This window comes from Flavobacterium sp. 2755, assembly GCF_031455715.1.
In the GTDB taxonomy this organism is placed as follows: domain Bacteria; phylum Bacteroidota; class Bacteroidia; order Flavobacteriales; family Flavobacteriaceae; genus Flavobacterium.
In genome coordinates this window covers 103,394-121,219 of record NZ_JAVDTG010000001.1, presented here as the reverse complement: position 1 = coordinate 121,219, position 17,826 = coordinate 103,394, and the positions used below count along the sequence as shown (strand labels likewise).

The 17,826-nt window shown below is 31.9% G+C and carries 20 protein-coding genes and 1 other RNA gene; 15 read left to right on the top strand and 6 right to left on the bottom strand.

Features of this window, described 5'->3' with window-relative positions; all coding sequences use genetic code 11:
• Positions 1–185: 185 nt before the first annotated feature.
• From J2Y38_RS00465 to J2Y38_RS00445, 5 genes are all read left to right on the top strand, one after another.
• On the top strand, positions 186–671 hold the full coding sequence (locus J2Y38_RS00465) for a histidine phosphatase family protein (protein ID WP_309838530.1): 486 nt from the start codon (positions 186–188) through the stop codon (positions 669–671).
• Between the two features lie 5 nt (positions 672–676).
• Positions 677–2,755, top strand: coding sequence for a polyphosphate kinase 1 (ppk1, locus tag J2Y38_RS00460; protein WP_309838528.1), 2,079 nt, complete (start codon positions 677–679; stop codon positions 2,753–2,755).
• A gap of 36 nt (positions 2,756–2,791) precedes the next feature.
• Positions 2,792–3,682, top strand: coding sequence for a Ppx/GppA phosphatase family protein (locus J2Y38_RS00455; protein WP_053470650.1), 891 nt, complete (start codon positions 2,792–2,794; stop codon positions 3,680–3,682).
• A 123-nt stretch (positions 3,683–3,805) separates the two neighbouring features.
• Positions 3,806–4,375 carry a Crp/Fnr family transcriptional regulator gene (locus J2Y38_RS00450; protein ID WP_309838525.1) on the top strand — a complete coding sequence of 190 codons (570 nt, stop codon included), beginning with the start codon at positions 3,806–3,808 and terminating at the stop codon, positions 4,373–4,375.
• 167 nt (positions 4,376–4,542) lie between these two features.
• Complete coding sequence (locus tag J2Y38_RS00445; protein WP_309838523.1) at positions 4,543–5,121, top strand: NAD(P)H-dependent oxidoreductase; 579 nt, start codon at positions 4,543–4,545, stop codon at positions 5,119–5,121.
• Positions 5,122–5,220: 99 nt separating this feature from the next.
• Here J2Y38_RS00445 and J2Y38_RS00440 read toward each other — a convergent pair whose 3' ends face one another.
• Positions 5,221–5,670, bottom strand: a complete 450-nt coding sequence (locus tag J2Y38_RS00440) for a hypothetical protein (protein WP_053470653.1) — start codon at positions 5,668–5,670, stop codon at positions 5,221–5,223.
• Here J2Y38_RS00440 and J2Y38_RS00435 point away from each other — a divergent pair.
• On the top strand, positions 5,654–5,800 hold the full coding sequence (locus J2Y38_RS00435; protein ID WP_309838519.1) for a hypothetical protein: 147 nt from the start codon (positions 5,654–5,656) through the stop codon (positions 5,798–5,800). The genes J2Y38_RS00440 and J2Y38_RS00435 overlap by 17 nt on opposite strands.
• 106 nt (positions 5,801–5,906) lie before the next feature.
• Here J2Y38_RS00435 and dnaX read toward each other — a convergent pair whose 3' ends face one another.
• The gene (gene dnaX / locus J2Y38_RS00430) at positions 5,907–6,992 is read right to left on the bottom strand and encodes a DNA polymerase III subunit gamma/tau (RefSeq protein WP_053470654.1); all 1,086 of its coding nucleotides are present in this window, start codon (positions 6,990–6,992) and stop codon (positions 5,907–5,909) included.
• A 201-nt stretch (positions 6,993–7,193) separates the two neighbouring features.
• Between dnaX and J2Y38_RS00425 the strand changes: the two genes are divergently transcribed.
• The 5 genes from J2Y38_RS00425 to J2Y38_RS00405 are packed head-to-tail and all read left to right on the top strand — an operon-like array spanning position 7,194 to position 9,483.
• Positions 7,194–7,826 carry a SatD family protein gene (locus tag J2Y38_RS00425; RefSeq protein WP_309838517.1) on the top strand — a complete coding sequence of 211 codons (633 nt, stop codon included), beginning with the start codon at positions 7,194–7,196 and terminating at the stop codon, positions 7,824–7,826.
• 2 nt (positions 7,827–7,828) lie between these two features.
• The gene (locus tag J2Y38_RS00420; RefSeq protein ID WP_309838515.1) at positions 7,829–8,218 is read left to right on the top strand and encodes a hypothetical protein; all 390 of its coding nucleotides are present in this window, start codon (positions 7,829–7,831) and stop codon (positions 8,216–8,218) included.
• Between the two features lie 25 nt (positions 8,219–8,243).
• Positions 8,244–8,726 (top strand): hypothetical protein, encoded by a 483-nt coding sequence (locus J2Y38_RS00415; protein WP_309838513.1) that lies wholly within the window; start codon positions 8,244–8,246, stop codon positions 8,724–8,726.
• 32 nt (positions 8,727–8,758) lie between these two features.
• Positions 8,759–9,067, top strand: coding sequence for a hypothetical protein (locus J2Y38_RS00410; RefSeq protein ID WP_309838511.1), 309 nt, complete (start codon positions 8,759–8,761; stop codon positions 9,065–9,067).
• Between the two features lie 20 nt (positions 9,068–9,087).
• Complete coding sequence (locus J2Y38_RS00405) at positions 9,088–9,483, top strand: hypothetical protein (protein ID WP_309838509.1); 396 nt, start codon at positions 9,088–9,090, stop codon at positions 9,481–9,483.
• A gap of 492 nt (positions 9,484–9,975) precedes the next feature.
• Here J2Y38_RS00405 and J2Y38_RS00400 read toward each other — a convergent pair whose 3' ends face one another.
• Positions 9,976–10,269, bottom strand: a complete 294-nt coding sequence (locus tag J2Y38_RS00400; protein ID WP_053470661.1) for a hypothetical protein — start codon at positions 10,267–10,269, stop codon at positions 9,976–9,978.
• Positions 10,270–10,395: 126 nt separating this feature from the next.
• Between J2Y38_RS00400 and rnpB the strand changes: the two genes are divergently transcribed.
• From rnpB to J2Y38_RS00385, 3 genes are all read left to right on the top strand, one after another.
• Positions 10,396–10,718: RNase P RNA component class A (gene rnpB, locus J2Y38_RS00395), an RNA gene on the top strand.
• A gap of 31 nt (positions 10,719–10,749) precedes the next feature.
• A complete protein-coding gene (locus tag J2Y38_RS00390; RefSeq protein WP_309838506.1) occupies positions 10,750–12,000 on the top strand; it encodes a cation:dicarboxylate symporter family transporter in 1,251 nt (416 codons plus the stop codon).
• Between the two features lie 116 nt (positions 12,001–12,116).
• Entirely contained in the window at positions 12,117–13,034 is a 918-nt protein-coding gene (locus J2Y38_RS00385) for a 2-dehydropantoate 2-reductase (protein ID WP_309838504.1), read from the top strand.
• A gap of 72 nt (positions 13,035–13,106) precedes the next feature.
• Here the strand turns inward: J2Y38_RS00385 and J2Y38_RS00380 are convergent, their stop codons facing one another.
• From J2Y38_RS00380 to J2Y38_RS00370, 3 genes are all read right to left on the bottom strand, one after another.
• On the bottom strand, positions 13,107–13,301 hold the full coding sequence (locus J2Y38_RS00380; RefSeq protein ID WP_073488669.1) for a hypothetical protein: 195 nt from the start codon (positions 13,299–13,301) through the stop codon (positions 13,107–13,109).
• A gap of 91 nt (positions 13,302–13,392) precedes the next feature.
• Positions 13,393–14,079: a response regulator transcription factor gene (locus J2Y38_RS00375; RefSeq protein ID WP_309838502.1), complete on the bottom strand. Its 687-nt coding sequence runs from the start codon at positions 14,077–14,079 to the stop codon at positions 13,393–13,395.
• Positions 14,080–14,089: 10 nt separating this feature from the next.
• A complete protein-coding gene (locus J2Y38_RS00370; protein WP_309838499.1) occupies positions 14,090–15,448 on the bottom strand; it encodes a HAMP domain-containing sensor histidine kinase in 1,359 nt (452 codons plus the stop codon).
• A gap of 253 nt (positions 15,449–15,701) precedes the next feature.
• Here J2Y38_RS00370 and J2Y38_RS00365 point away from each other — a divergent pair, with 253 nt between their 5' ends.
• On the top strand, positions 15,702–17,819 hold the full coding sequence (locus tag J2Y38_RS00365; RefSeq protein WP_309838497.1) for an outer membrane beta-barrel family protein: 2,118 nt from the start codon (positions 15,702–15,704) through the stop codon (positions 17,817–17,819).
• Positions 17,820–17,826: the final 7 nt, after the last annotated feature.

The window sequence follows — 17,826 nt, the reverse complement described above, 5'->3', positions numbered from 1 at the left end:
ATTTTTTTTAAAAGTGGAAAATGAAAAATTATGGATTGTTAAAATTTTGAGGATAATTTATTCTTGTTAAAATTTCAGTATAATTGTTAACAGAAATAAAAAAAGAAGAAGTATTAAAATATCTTTTGTAAATTAGAACTTCAATAAATCGCAGTCATTTTTTGTGATTTTTAAAACTTCTGTTTATGAAAAATTTAATTCTAATACGACATGCAAAATCTAGTTGGGAAGCCCCTTTAAAAGATTTCGACAGACCATTACAAAAAAGAGGAATTTTAGATGCGCATGAAGTTTCTACTCATATATCAAAATATCTTCCAAAAACGTATATAGTTTGGAGCAGTACTGCTGCACGTGCATCAGAAACCGCAGTAATCTTTGCACAAAACATTTCATATCCTATAGAAAGTATAATCTACAGAGACGATTTATATACTTTTGATGAGAGACAACTTGAAAAAGTTATCAAATCATGTGATAATAGTTTAGAAAGCGTTATTCTTTTTGGACATAACGAGGCTATTACAAATTTTGTTAATAAATTTGGGGATGTTTTTATCGATAATGTCCCAACTTCCGGCTTTGTTTCATTGCAATTTGACTCAGAAAGCTGGGATTCAATCAATAAAGGCAAAACCCATAAAACATTATTCCCCAAAGACCTAAAATAAATCAAGTGTACGAACAGAAATATATCGATAGAGAAAAAAGCTGGTTAGCGTTTAATGCAAGAGTACTTCAGGAAGCCGCAGATAATACGGTTCCACTTTTAGACAGATTGCGTTTTGTTGGAATTTTTTCAAACAATTTAGATGAATTTTTTAGAGTTCGATACGCCGCAATTCGAAGATTGAGTCTTTCCGGAATTTCCGGTGAAAAATATTTAGGCGGAGTTTCTGCCCATCAATTAATTAAGGATATTACAGAAATTGTAATTCAGCAGCAATCAGAAAGTTTACGTATTCTAGGGAATATCGAAGCAGAGCTTGAAGCAGAAAACATATTCATTATAAACGAAGATCAGATTACAGCAAAACAGGAATGTTTTCTAAAGGACTTTTTCATGCAAAAATTAAGTCCGGAGTTAGTAACCATTATCTTAAATGACCTGGCTGTATTTCCGGTTTTAAAAGATACTTTAGGATATCTGGCCGTTCGTCTGGAATTAAAAAATGATGAGGTTCGTTACGCTTTGATAGAAATTCCTAAAACCATAAACAGGTTTGTCGTACTTCCTTCAGAAGATGATAAACAATACGTAATTCTAATTGATGATGTTATTCGTTACAAACTAAAAAACATCTTTAATATATTCGATTACAAAAGTGTTTCGGCACACATGATCAAAATTACGCGTGATGCACAGTTAGATATAGACAGCGATTTGAGTAAAAGTATGCTTGAAAAAATCGCTACATCTGTAAAAGACCGCCGTATTGGGGAACCAGTTCGTTTTATTTACGACAGTTTAATTGAAGAGGATACGCTGCGATTCTTTTTAGATAAAATGAAAATTGTAGAAACAGATAGTATAATTCCCGGAGGAAGATATCACAACCGACGCGATTATATGGATTTTCCAAATTTAGGACGTTACGATTTACTATATAAACCAAACGAACCTTTACCGGTTCCGGGTTTAAGTCTTGACGGAAGTATTCTGGAAAAAATCAATAAAAAAGATTATCTGATACATACTCCATATCAGTCATTTTCGTATTTGACAAAATTTTTGAGAGAAGCGGCCTTAGATCCAAAAGTAACAAGCATAAAAATTACGTTGTATCGTTTGGCAAAGAACTCACAAATTATCAGTTCATTGATAAATGCGGCTAAAAACGGTAAAAAAGTAGTAGTTCAAATTGAACTTCAGGCACGTTTTGACGAAGCTTCGAATATCTCCTATGCAGAGCAAATGCAGACTGAAGGAATTGAACTTATTTTTGGAATAAAAGGACTAAAAGTGCACAGTAAAATATGTGTGATAGAAAGAACCGAAGACGGGAAAAATCGTCGTTACGGATTTATTTCAACTGGAAATTTTAACGAGTCGACTGCTAAAATTTATACCGATGTAACACTTTTTACCTGTCATCAGGGAATTTTAAAAGATGTTTCGAAAATATTCGAATTCTTCGATATCAATTACAGAATTCACAGATATAAGCATTTAATCGTTTCGCCGCATTATACAAGAACAAAATTTATAAAACTGATAGATCGTGAAATTCTTCACGCATTAGCCGGAAGAAAAACATTTATCAAATTAAAAATGAATAGTTTATCTGATTTTAAAATGATAGATAAATTATACGAAGCAAGTAATGCCGGAGTTAAAATTCAGTTGAATGTAAGAGGAATTTGCTGCCTGATTCCGGGAATTCCGGGAATGAGCGAAAACATTGAAGCCATAAGTATTGTCGATAATTATCTGGAGCATACAAGAGTATACATTTTTGGAAATGCAGGTCTAAACGAAGTATACATTTCATCAGCCGATTTCATGACCAGAAATCTTGACGGAAGGGTAGAAGTAACCTGCCCGGTTTACGATCACGAAATCAAAAAAGAGTTAATCGACAATTTCAATATTGCCTGGAAAGGAAACGTAAAAGTAAGATATCATTCCTATAAATTAGATAATAAATATAAGCCTAGAAATCATCATGCCCCATTTAGAGCACAATTTGAAACCTATAAATATTATCAAGACAAGATTGCGGTACTAGAAGAGGTTCCTCAAAAAGTAGACTAAATAATTACAATTCAATTACAAAATCATAGAGTGAGCATGATTAATATAAGGAAATTTGCAGCAATAGATATCGGTTCAAATGCCATGAGGCTTCTGATATCGAATGTTGTAGAACAAGATGGAAAAGAACCACAGTTTAATAAAAGTTCGCTTGTTCGTGTGCCAATTCGTTTGGGACAAGACGCCTTTACCGTAGGTGAAATTTCAGAAGAAAATATAGATCGAATGGTTGATGCGATGAAAGCATTTAACCTTTTGATGAAAGTACATAAAGTTGAACGTTATATGGCATTTGCAACCTCTGCAATGCGTGAAGCTTATAATGCAAAAGAAGTCGTGGCTTTAATCAAGAAAAAAGCAGACATTAAAATCGAAATTATTGATGGTAAAAAAGAAGCGGCAATTATTGCTTCTACAGATTTGCATCATTTATTAAAAAGAGACGAAACGTACCTTTTTGTTGATGTTGGAGGTGGAAGTACAGAATTTACTTTGTTCTCTGACGGAAAAATGATTACTTCAAGATCATTCAAAGCAGGAACCGTTCGTTTGCTGAATAATATGGTTCACGATGTAGTTTGGGATGAAATCGAAAAATGGATTAAAGCCAATACAGCAGATTACGATGAAGTTACCTTAATTGGTTCTGGAGGAAACATCAACAAGTTGTTTAAAATGTCTGGAAAACAGCAGGAAAAACCGCTTTCATACATTTACATCAATTCACAATATGCCTTTTTAAATTCATTGACTTACGAACAAAGAATTGCAGAATTAGGTTTAAACTCTGACCGTGCCGACGTAATTATCCACGCAACACGAATTTATTTGAATGCAATGAAATGGAGTGGAGCGCGCCAGATTTATGTTCCAAAAATTGGACTTTCTGACGGAATCGTAAAAGCGATGTATTACGGTAAAATTTAAGCGTAAACAAAATATTTTTTGCCGCGAATTTCACGAATAAACACGAATTTTTTATGCCTTGTATAGAATAATAATTCGTGAAAATTTGTGAAATTCGTGGCAATCTTTTTTTTAAATTAACTTATGATGAAAAACGTTTTTCAGTCCATACAGGATTTTTCTATCGAAGAGTTATCACTTTTAGATAATTTAATAACTTTTCGTACACTAAAAAAAGGAGAAATTTTATTGACGGAAGATCAGGTTTGCAATGAAATTGTATTTATAAAGAAAGGAATTTTGCGTTCTTTTTTTTATAATCATAAAGGCGACGAAATCACCAATTGTTTTGCTTTCGAAAATGAATTCATGGCATCATTCGCCAGTTTTATAACAGAAGAAAAAGCAGAAGAAAACATTCAGGCGTTAGCCGAAACCGAGCTTCAGATTTTAGATCGTAAAGGCTTAGAAAAACTCTATCAATCAGGTTTTAACTGGCAGGAAACAGGAAGAAAACTAACAGAATTAGAGTTCGTAAATCTGCATAAAAGAATGGTTTCTTTTCAAAAATTATCCGGAGCCCAGCGTTATGAAGAATTGTATAAGAATCACCAAAAATACATTCAGTTAATTCCGTTGCAATATTTAGCATCTTATTTAGGTGTTACCCCAAGACACTTAAGCCGAATCAGAAAATCAGTTATAAGTATTTAAAAGATGTAAAAAGAAAATTCTAATATTTTTTACAGATAAAAAACAGTCTTTCAGATTTTAAAAAAAATCATTAAAATCCTTTTAATCTGTGGCAAAAAAAATAAATTTTCAGGACATTTGTCCAGTAAAATAAATAACCCGAATAGTATTTTTGAAAAAACATTTATATGAAAAAAATACTGATTATAAACGGACATCCAAATCCTGACAGCTTTAATTTCGCTATTGCCGATGAATATAAAGAAGGAGCACTTGCTTCTGGTGCAGTTGTAGAAACCATTACAATTGCTTCTCTAGATTTTAGTCCAAATCTAAAATTCGGTTACCAAAAACGAACAGAATTAGAACCAGATTTATTAGAATCGTGGGAGAAAATCAAAAGAGCCGATCATTTGGTTTGGATACATCCCGTTTGGTGGGGTGGACTTCCCGCAATTACAAAAGGATTTATAGATAGATTATTTTTACCCGGAATGGCATTTCAATACAGAGAAAATTCGGTTTGGTGGGATAAATTACTAAAAGGAAAAACAGCGCATATTATCACGACACTAGATCAGCCAAGCTGGTATTACAGATTGTTTTTTGGAAGACCAAGTGTAAATCAATTAAAGAAATCAACTCTGGAATTCTGCGGTGTAAAACCCGTAAAAGTAAGCTACGTTGGAATCATAAAAGGATCTCATGATCTCCAAAGAGCAAAATGGCTCGAAAAAATCTACGATTTAGGATTGAAAAATAAATAGATTTATCGCCATTAATTACACGAATTTCCACGAATTATTTTTTAGAATTTCAGCATAAAGAAATTAGTGAAAATTCGTGTAATTAGTGGCTAAAAAAAACTAAGAAGGTAATTCCAATCCAAATGTAGAACGTAAAAGTTCAATGTTTGGATTGATTTCATGTAAACGATTGTATCTGTCCTGATCGTTTAAATTTCTTTTAGTTTCAACTTTTTCATTTACAATTACTTCAATAGTAATATCATGATTATGCAGGTGGCCTCTTAAATGCCCTAAAAGCGCATTCATCTGACTTTCAAATTCCAGTTTAGAACCTTCGTTAGGAAGTTCGTAAGTAATGTTAGTTCCGTTTAAAACAGGATCGTTGATTAATAAGATCGATTCCATAATCTTTAAACCTTTCTGACCTAAACGTTCGGCATATTTATTCCATTGCACTAACATTTCTGTTTCTGTAAACTCTTCAGTAGGTAAAACAGATGAAGATGATGGTTTAACGTAAGATTTACTGCTTAATTCTAATTCTTTCTTCTTGCGAATACTCGCCAAAGAAAATGCAGAAACTTTAGGTTCACCGCCTATTTCGACTCTTGGAGTTACAGGAGTTTCAACTTTTGGAGTTTCTGCAACAGGAGTTTGCGTTGTAGTATTTACAGCAGAATTGTCACTGTCATTTTGATTGATATTGACATTTTCACCAGTTCCAGTTTGACTTTCGACTTTGGACTTTGGACTTTGGACTTCAACAATAGAAAAACTTCCGTTTTTAAAATAAGTAGGCGGAATTATGAATTGCTCAACTTTTTTTTTTCTCCATCAAAGTTGATAGAGGCTAATTGCATCAAGCATAATTCGACTAAAAGACGCTGATTCTGACTCAGTTTGTATTTTAAATCACAGTCGTTTGCAATGTCAATTCCTTTCAATAAAAAATCCTGAGAGCATTTTTGAGACTGAACGCCATACATTTGCTGTGCCTGTTCTCCAACTTCTAATAAAGCAATAGTTGCAGGAGTTTTACTCACTAATAAATCTCTAAAATGAGAAGCTAATCCGGCAATAAAATGATGTCCGTCAAAACCTTTAGAAAGGATGTCGTTGTATGCAATTAAAAGATCCGGAATTTTATTTTCCAGAATCAAATCTGTAACACTAATATACGTTTCGTAATCTAAAACATTTAGATTTTCGGTTACAGCCTGACGCGTTAAGTTAGTTCCGCAATACGAAACCACACGGTCAAAAATAGATAAAGCATCACGCATTGCACCATCAGCTTTTTGAGCAATAATGTGCAAAGCATCATCTTCAAAATTAATTCCCTGACTTGTTGCAACTTCTGCTAGATGTTCTTTAGCATCTTTTACCGTAATTCTTTTGAAATCAAATATTTGACAACGAGATAAAATCGTTGGAATGATTTTATGTTTTTCTGTTGTTGCTAAAATAAAAATAGCATGTTTTGGCGGTTCTTCTAACGTTTTAAGAAAAGCATTAAAAGCAGCCGAAGACAACATATGAACCTCGTCAATAATATATACTTTATATTGTCCTGTTTGCGGCGGGATTCGAACCTGATCAATAAGGTTACGAATATCATCAACCGAGTTGTTTGAAGCAGCATCTAACTCAAAAACGTTAAAAGCAAAATCTTCAGTTGGATCATCATATCCGGGCTGATTTATTTTACGAGCCAGGATACGTGCACAGGTAGTTTTTCCAACTCCACGCGGTCCGGTGAATAAAAGAGCAGAAGCAAGGTGGTTGCTGTCAATAGCATTCAACAATGTGTTGGTAATGGCTTTCTGCCCCACAACATCCTTAAAGGTCTGCGGGCGATATTTACGAGCCGATACTACAAATTGTTCCATATTCTTTTTTATTCGATAGCAAATATAGGCTGAAAATTACCAAATCACAAATCTGAAAATCATAAATATTTAGTGCTATTTTCAATGATTTGACTTTGAGATGTAAAAAATTAGTCGAGTTTAATTGTTGTAAGATAATTGCAAAAAGGTTTTTTTTGCGTTTTTTTTACAAAAAATGTATATTTGTAAAAAAATGGCAAAATGAAGTATCCAATATTAATGGCCGATATAATACACAGTGGTCGAAAAGATTCCAAAAAACTTATGGAGGAATTTAAAGAATTAGTTTTGACTATAAATAGTAAAAATAAAGAAAATCTTATTTCACCTCTGACTATTACTTTAGGAGATGAATTTCAAGGTTTAATTAATACTATGGAAAATGGTATTAAAACTATTTTTAATTTAGAAGAAACTATTTTAAGTAATGAATATGATTTTAAATTGAGGTATGTGCTTTTGTTTGGGGAAATTGAGACTGATATTAATACAAAAGTTGCTTATGAAATGCTAGGAAATGGATTGACAGAAGCAAGAAAAACTTTAAATAATTTGAAGAATAAGGATTCAAGATTTTGGATTTATTTAGGTTCAAATGAAAAAATAAAAGAAGATTATTTAAATAAAATATTTTTAATTTATCAAAATTTTATCGACTCTTGGAAAGAGAAAGATTTAAAGATAGTTAATGAATTTCTGTCATATGATGATTATAAAATTGTGGCAAAAAATGTAAATATTGATCAATCTAATGCTTGGAGAAGAAAGAAAAGTCTTAATATTGTAGAGTATAAGGACATAAAAAAAATTATTTTATATATTTTAAAATCTTAATTATGAATATTATTTTCTTTTGTTTAATTTTTTTAATAGGTGAAGTCATAATTAACAAAAGTTTCTTTCCTTATCTTATTAGTTATTTTAATACTGGAGAGATATCTGGGGACGAAGCATCAAAGAAATTTTTGGGTATTAATATTTCTATATTTAAAGGACTACTAGAAAGATTTGTTCTTTATTTTTCATTAGTAATTGGTTTGACGCAAGTATTGATTGTATACGGTGCTATTAAAATTGGAACAAGGTTTGAAAAGAATGACAAAATAAAAAATGATTACTTTTTAATAGGCAATTTTAGTTCTATTTTATTTGCTATAATATATTATTTTATTTTTGATCAAATTAAAGATTTGCATTCGTCTTGTTTTTCAACATTTATTAAATGATTTTATTTAAGGATAAATAATCTATATGAAACAATACACTCTGGAATTCAATACACTAAACTTAAAAGTAAAAAAATCGCCTTTTATAATTCGATTAATTATGTTTCTTTTGGCTTTTTTGTTTTTTGTTGTTCCCGTATTAGGAGTTATTTTAAGCATTGCAAGCGGAAACGGATTACATATAGGTTACTTCATTGCAATTGGTGTATTTGGGCTTATAGGATTTTATCTTTTGCGAGTTTCTTTGTGGAATACATACGGAGAAGAAATTATAGATTTCCTCCCCAATAAAATTGTCTATGAAGCCAATTACGGCTGGTTTAAAGATGCTAAAAAAGAAATAGAATTAATTCTTCCTCAATATTCGTTTAAATCGGTTGGTTATGAAGAAGATAATGAAGCCGTTTTAGTTATAACTTGTGAAAATTCTGAAATAGAAACCGCTGTAAAAATGCCAATAGCTCAAGTTGAAGAATTGATTATGGCTTTGCAGCCGTCATATAATTAAAGGCTAGAAGAAAAAACAATTGAAATATATTTATGAATCAGAATAACCTATATTCGTTATTAGATTTAATTTGGGAAAAGCCACATTTGTATATTGGAGATAAACATTTATCAACACTTTATTATACGATAAACGGTTATCAATTATATGTTTTGAACAATAAAGTAAACGAAAACCTAATTCCAGAATGGAGTTCATTTCATGATTTTGTATCTATACAATTAAATTATTCTGAATCTACTTCGGGTTATAGAACGATGATACTTAAAACCTGCAATTTTGATGAAGAAAAAGCATTCATTGAATTTTACAGACTTTTTGATCTTTTTAGAAAAACCTAATTTAAACGAAACTAAATTATTTGAAAATTACAAGCCAATTCTCAGTTAAAGATTTTGAGAGGATTAAACAATTTATTCTGAAAAAAGGAAACAGAAAAACCTATCGAAACTTCGATAACAATAATCCGTTTTATGATTTCGGAAAATTTCAAGGTTATTTAGGAGCCGACATTGGACAGCAAAATATTTACAACGATCCTAAAATATCTGATTTTAATGAATTGGCTTTAAAAGATAATGATCACTATTATAAAATTCTGATCGTTAGAAAAGGAGATATTCAGGCTTCTAAAAAAGGAATTCAAAACGGAATGCAGGAAAATGAAGTTTACTTTGTAGATGTTTATCAGGCAGGATTTGATAAAATCCCAGTTTTGCTATTGGAGTATCTGAACTTAATAAAAGCAATTAATTAGTTATATTAAATGAAAGACAATAAAGAGATTGATGAAATACGAATAAAGTCCAGAATTTTTTCCCGACTGCTTATTTTCGAAGTTGCCTATTGCTCTGTTTGGTATATGTTTTTTGCTGTTTGTGTTTCAAAATCTAAATTTCTTTTTTCTGCGTATCTATCTGTTCTAATCGTTTTGCCATTTGTATTAAATGTTTATCTCTACCGCAAAAGCATTAAAAACCAAGATTATATTCAGGCTAATAATGTGATAATTATTCAAATTCTAATTTTATTCCTTTTGTTTAAATGTTTTATTCATAAGTAGAAATAGCTTTTTATTTAACCGCAAAGTTCGCAAAGTCATTGCGAGGAACGAAGCAATCTCATGCAGAAATTCGGCAAATATTTTCCACATTTTATGTCATTTCGACGAAAGGAGAAATCGCATCAGAAATTCCGAGCAGTTGATCTTCAATCTTCGTCGAAATGACAAAACTGGATGTAATCATAATTACCTTCCCCTAATACTTAAATCAAATAAAAATTTGGCAGTTTCCTGATCTGAATCGGCGGAAAAACCTGCTACATAAACGCCCTTTTTACCGTTAACGGACTTAATTCCGTATACAACTGCCTCATCGCCAGGGTCAGATTCCCCTTCGTATCGATACACATGAACAATTTCAAATTTCTCAGGATTTTTTTTAATCGCGTCTGCATTTCGATTAAAATCACAAGTAAATCCTTTCTCATTCAATTGATCTAAAGCCTTTGAAACAGTTGCGTAGTGATACATTCTTTTCATAATAGACTTAATTTAAAAATTACGGAATTTTAAAGATAACTATTTTAAAATTAAAATGTTACGAAAATCAACCGAAAATCAGAAATTTAAAATCATTATTCTTAGTCTATAAAGTGTTACTTTTGCAGCGCAGACCGCCTTATCGCCGTTCCAATTAGGGAGGGAGGAAAGTCCGGACACCACAGAGAAGCATAGCGGGTAACGCCCGTCGGTCAAGATAACTTGTTATTGAGATTAGGACAAGTGCAGCAGAAAGTATGTACAGGTAATGCTGTAGTGAAACCAGGTAAACTCTATGCGGTGAAATACCAAGTATATCAGCATTTAAGGGCTTCTCGTCCGTTGTTGAAGGGTAGGTAGCTTGAGTTCTGCAGTAATGCGGAATCTAGATAAATGATAAGGCCTTGATTTATCAGGGACAGAATCCGGCTTATAGGTCTGCTTTTTTTATATATTTGTGAAAGACTCTAATCTATCTTCATGAATATAACCACTCCAAATCCTGCTTCAAAAGCAAACAAGAGCCTTTTTAAAACTATAATTACCAATCTGACATTTTGGGTTTTAATAGCCATTATTGCAGGCATTTTACTCGGACATTTTTCACCGGATAATGGTGTGAAAATGGAAATTGTAGGTAAAAAATTCGTTGATCTTATCAAACTATTTATTGGTCCAATTATCTTTTTGACAATAGTTTTAGGAATTTCCGGAATGGGAAACCTAAAAAAAGTCGGCCGAATTGGCGTTAAAGCTTTAGGATATTTTGAAGTAGTTTCAACCGTTGCATTAGCAATTGGTGTTGCCGTTGCTTATTTATTTCAGCCCGGAAAAATTGATAAATCGGGATTGACTTTGGGTGATGCAAGCCAATATACCAACGGAAGCGCAAAGGATTTTTCGTGGCTTCAGTTCTTCTTTTCTAACTTTACTTTGCAGGTTTTACTGGCAGCAATTGTCTGCGGAATCGCTTTGAATTTTTATAAAAAAAGAGAACAGACTATTTTAGTTTTAGAGCGAATTTCAAAAGTAGTTTTCCTTGGCTTAAAATACGTAATGTACCTTGCTCCAATTGGTGCTTTTGGGGGAATGGCCTATACAATTGGTAAATTCGGATTAGAAACCCTGATTCCACTGGGAAAATTAATGCTTTGTGTTTATCTCACCATGGCGTTATTTGTTTTCCTAATTTTAGGAACGATTCTGAGATATTATAAAATAAGTATACTTTCGATTTTAAAATACATTAAAGAAGAACTTTTACTGGTTTTAGGAACTTCCTCTTCAGAAGCTGCTCTGCCAAGTATTATGGTCAAACTCGAAAGAATGGGCTGTAGTAAATCGGTAGTGGGATTAGTGATTCCAACAGGATATTCCTTTAATCTCGACGGAACTTCGATTTACTTGTCAATGTCGGTAATATTTTTGGCGCAATTGTATGATGTGCATTTGAGTTTTTTCGAAATCCTGACCGTTATTGGTATTTTGATGATTACGTCAAAAGGCGCTGCGGGCGTAACCGGAAGCGGATTTATTGTTCTGGCATCAACTTTAACAGCACTGCATAAAATTCCTGTAGAAGGTTTGGCTTTTTTATTAGGAGTTGATAAATTTATGAGCGAGGCAAGAGCGATTACAAACTTGATTGGAAATACAGTCGCAACGATTATAATTTCGAAAACAGAACACGATTTTACAGAACTTGATTTGAATCCTGTTTTAGAGGAATAATTTGTTTAGCCGCTAAGACACAAAGGCACTAAGTTTTTGTTTTTCTTTTTGGCTTAAAATAACTTTGTGACTTAGCGCCTTTGTGGCATTAATTTATAGCATTAAATTGATTTATTATGAAAAGAATTGGAATTTTAGGACTTGGAGGCGTTGGAGGTTATTTCGGCGGACTTTTGGCGAAAGCCTATCAAAAATCTGATGATGTTGAAATCATTTTTATCGCACGCGGCGAAACTCAAAAAGCGATTGCCGAAAACGGATTAAAGATTGTAACTGATGATTCTGAAATGATTGTTCGCCCGAATTTAGTTTCGAATGATCCGTCAGAAATAGGTATTTTGGATTATTTAATCTGTGCAACAAAAACGTATGATATTGAAGAAAGTTTCACCTCGTTAAAAAGCTGCATTAAAAAAGAAACCTTAATTCTTCCGTTATACAATGGCGTTGACGCACAGGAAAGAATTAAAAAAATAATACCCGATAATGAAGTTTTGCAAGGCTGCGTTTACATTGTTTCGATGATTTTTTCGCCTGGAACTATTCGTAGAATCGGATTTTATGAAAAGTTGTTTTTTGGATCTAAAACAGCTTCGTTTTCAAAAATGGAAGAATTACAAAACATCCTTCAAAAAGCAAAAGTCGAAAGTTATTTAGTGGAGAATATAGAGGAAACCGTTTGGGAAAAATTCATTTTTATTTCAGCATTAGCATCTGCAACTTCTTATCTAAACCAAAATATTGGTGAAATTTTAAGCAATTCTGAATCGAAAGTAACCTATATCGAACTGCTTCATGAAATTGAAGATGTGGCACAGGCAAAAGGATTGAAATTACCACATGATATTGTAGCACAGACCATTCAAAAATTAGAAAAATCACCAAAAGAAGCGACTTCGTCTATGCACAGGGATTTACTGGCTGGAAAAAATACCGAAGCTCTGTCACTTACACAATATGTGGTAAACGAAGGAAGAAAATACGGCGTAAAAACACCTCTTTACGAAAAGATTGCTGCTGTTTTGGTCAAATAAATTCCCTTTAAACACATAGAAACATAGGTTTTTTTAGTTTTAATTAAACTATGTTTCTATGTATTTAAAAAATTATGATTCGTCTTTAGTTGTACGAACCAGACTGATTCCGGACGTAAAGAAAACGATTCCTAAAATACCGTAAATAATTAATGATTTAACATCTCTGGTTTCGCCAGATGTGCCGGCAAAAATAACAGCAGTATAAATAAGTCCTACAATTCCGAGGATTGTCAATAACCCTCCGAAAAATCTTTTTAGGTTCATGGTTTTAGATTTTAAGTTCCTAACAAATGTATAATCATAACTATTAATTGTTGTTATACAATTGTTTAAGAAACTTATATGATTTGCAGGATTACTTTTGAATCTTAAACTCTAAACCAATATTTCGAACACTTTCAATACTTATTTTTGGATCTGAATTAAAATATTTTCTAAGCCTGCTGATAAAAACATCCATGCTTCTTCCTGAAAAATAATCGTCTTTTTTCCAGACAGACATTAAAATTTCATCTCTCTTTAATAGCTGATTATGATTGAGATATAAATATTCAATAAGGGCCGCTTCTTTCTCTGTAAGCTGCTGCACATGATTTTTATTATTTAGCGTTAAACGTTCGTTGTCAAAAATATACGAACCAATTTCAATGATATTGTTCCCATCCAGACTTCTCTTTTGCTCGATTCTCTTCAATATATTCTGCAATCGCAAAACCAGTTCATCGACTTCAAAAGGTTTAACGATATAATCGTCTGCACCTAGTTTTAACCCAATGATTTTGTCTTCTTTTAACTTTCTTGCTGTTAAAAAAATAAAGGGAGTTTCGGGATTGATTGTGATTATTTTTTCGGCCAGTGAAAACCCGTCTAATTTGGGCATCATTACATCAAAAACACAAATATCAAAAGTCTGATTTTTAAAATAGTCCAAAGCTATTTCGCCATTTTCTGCCCAGATTACTTCAAATTGATGAAGTTCTAAATATTGTTTTAAAATCGCTGCAAAATCGTGATCGTCTTCAGCTAAAAGTAATTTTTTCAAAATAGGGTGATTAAACTTTTAATAAAATAGTAAACTGAGTTCCTTTTCCTAAATCACTAATAACGTTAACAGAACCCTGATGTGCTTTTACGATTTGGGCAACATAATACAATCCTAAGCCTAAACCTTTTGTGTTGTGAAGGTTTCCTTGTTCTACACGATAAAATTTTTCAAAAAGAAGCGATTGTTTGTTTTTTGCAATTCCAATTCCGTTATCTTCAATACTAATCGAAAATTGATTTTCAACTTGCTTCGTTTTTACAATAATTGTGTTTGAACCGTATTTTACAGCATTTTCCAAAACATTTAAAAGAGCCGTTGTCAAATGAAATTTATCCAGAATCAAATTCGTTTTTTGAGTCTGAAAATCAGTTTTAATATCAATTTTAGGATACGTGATTTTAAAATCATTTACAATTGTCTGCAGGAAATCTTCCGTTTCGATTTTCTCTTTCTGAAGTTCAATTTCATTTTCTGCCAATGAATTTGCCATAACCTGATCAATTAAACTTTGAAGACGATTGTTTTGACGAGAAATCGTATTGATAATTGCATTGAAGTTTTCATCATTTTCACGAATGTTTTTCTGCTCCAGAATTTTGGTCGAAATTCCTAAAGTTGCCAAAGGCGTTTTAAGTTCGTGCGTAATATTATTGATGAAATCGGTTTTTACATCGCTTACTTTTTTCTGTTTTATTAAAGCTTTCAGTGCAATTACAAAAAGGGTAATAAGCGTAAGAATCGAGAATAAAGACAAAACCAGAATAAAAGCCATTCGTCTTAAAATAATCATTTCCCAGTCGATAACCGAAACATACATCGAATCTTCTGTCAATAATTGATATTCCTGATTTTCGAAAGTTCCGTTTGTAGTTCCAACATAATTCCGAACTAAAAAAGCATGATTTAACGAAGCCAGATTTCCATATAATTTATTTCGAATAAAAGGTTTTTCAGAGAAGATCGTATCGGCTTTTTTGGTGTTTTTGTACAAAATAAATTTGTTGAGTACAATCGCAAAATCGATTTTGAAATTAGGTAAATCCCTTTCGAATTTTCGCTGAATTTGTGCCGTTAATGCACTTCGGTATTCATTTTCTAAAATCCCTTTTTTAATGTCAATTTTAGAATTTTTCCCCTGAATGTATTTCTCGGATAAATGGGTATAAAGTGCTTCTTTTCTGGAAACTAAAACCGAATCAATATCACTGTAATTATTAGAAATCTGGGCAATTTCATTTTTAATCTGCGTATGAAACTGCGCCACTTTATAATCGTAAGTGGTTTTTACCAAATAGCATTGCACAGTCGACAAAACGATCAACGCCACAACCGAAAATGCGATCAATAAATTGATTCTTTGTTTCATAGTTTGAAATTTATGGCCCGCGGATTTTACGGATTGAACGGGTTTTCGCCGGTTATTTTTTTAAGATTTAGTTTAAATATAATCTGTGTAAACCCGTTCAATCTGTAAAACCCGTGGTCCCATTTTCTCCACCCAAAAATAATGCTTTTATGGAACAAAAATGACGTTAACTCCGCATTAACCTTCAATTAACCTACGCAGCCCTTTTTTAGAAGCATTTTTGCATCATCACAAAATCAAAAAACTTTTAAAAATGAATCTTTATCTGCCCTTAAAACTTCTTCTTGCGCTTTTACTTTTTGGTCTTTCATTTGCTGTAAAGGCCCAAAATGAAACGCCAAAAGATTCCATTTCAAATGAACAATTAAAAGAAGTTGTTATCACTCAAAACAAAAAAACGTTTACCAATACAAACGGAAACATTAAAGTTGATGTTGCCAGTTCTGTTTATAATTCAATTCCAAATACAGTCGATTTACTGGCGAAACTTCCAACCGTTCAGGTTAGTTCAGACAAAGAAAATATTACTGTTGTTGGCAAAGGAAATCCGTTGATTTATATCGACAATCAAAAAGTGGGAATAAACGATTTAAATGCTTTGGCTCCCGCCGATATTAAAACGATAGAAATCATCCAGAATCCATCTGCAAAATATGAAGCCGAAGGCCGCTCGGTAATTTTGATTACTCGAAAATTCAGTAAAAAAGACAGTTTTAGGACTGAAATTTCTGAAGTTGCTTCTTTCAAGAAAAACTACAACAATTATCTCGGATTGAATACGAGTTTCAAGAAAAACAAATTCGAATGGAAAGCCAATTTCAATTACAACCGACTCAATCCGTGGGAAAGTCATAGCATTGATTATCAAATTCAAAATGCTGATATTGCTTCAAAATATGATGTATCGGCCAATACAAAACGAAAACAATATGTTTTTGGCGGCGGCTTATTTTATAAAATAAATGACGATGATTATTTTTCGTTTAATGTTAGTTCCAGACTTCGAACAGATACTTTTCCCATAAATACATTTACGTATAATAAAAATCAAAATATTGAAAATAACGTTTTAACCTGGAGCGATAATTCGAGTAAAAAGGATTTTGTAAACGCATTTATGAATTATTCAAAAAAGATAAAAGCAATTAATACGCAGCTTTTTACAGGTTTTCAATATTCGAATTTCCAACAGAATTTAGTAACGATGGTCGAAAATAATTATAACGATACTGAATTTAATCTGTCTCAAAATCGAAATCAAAAGTTTAATGTTGATGTTTTTTCAGGAAGAATTGATCTCGAAAAAAAGTTTAAAAACGAAATGAACCTAGAATACGGCGGACTTTATTCTGCAGCAAAATCCAAATCAAATACTGCTATTTTTGATTTCGAAGAAAATGAAAATTCAGCTTTAGATTATGATTTTAAAGAAGAGAATTCAGCAGCTTACACACAGCTTTCGGGAAAAATTAAAAAAATCAGTTTTTCTGCCGGACTTAGAGTTGAAAACACCAATGTAAGTGGAAAATATAAAACAGATGTTTCGCCTTTGATAGATAAAAATTATACGAATCTTTTCCCGAAAGTGCAGTTTTCTATGGCAATAGACAGCACAAAAAATATTAGTTTGAATTATGCCAAAAGTATTTCGTGTCCCAATTATTCGTCGTTAAGTAATATTGCGACTTATATAAATCCGTATTTTATATACGCGAGTAATATCAATTTGGGACCGACTTTTAATAATGAAATTTCGTCAACTTTTCAATACAATGATAAATCGGTTAAAGTGAGTTATTGGCAAAATAAAAATCCCGTTTATAATAGTTTTCTCTATGATAAAAGCCAAAATATAATGACTTTTAAAGATATAAATTTTGATAAAGAAGCGGGTTTAAGTCTTGATTTTGAATTGCCTTTTACGTATAAATTTTGGACAACAACCAATTCGCTGGTTTTTATTCTCGAAAAAATAGAAGATCCTTCGGCTGAATTTTTAGACTCAAAACCGTATTTATATTATTACTCTAACAATGAATTTAAGCTTCCAAAAGAATACACTTTTGTTTTAAGTTTTTGGGGATTAACCGAACAGAAGAAAGGTGTTTTTGAAAGAAATCCCAGATTTGTAGTTGATATGGCACTTTCTAAAACTTTCCTAAAAAAATGGAATTGTACTTTGAGCTGGAATAATGTATTTAAAAATGTAATTCAAACGGAAGAATTTACAATTAATGATACTAGTTCAAGAGCTAGATATATAGTTGATGCTCATGAAATTTCAATCTCGGTTAAATATTCTTTTGGGAAAGTAAAAGAAACTGAATTTAAGGAAAAGAATGTGAATGAAAATGAAGATAGAATAAGATAGAAGAAAT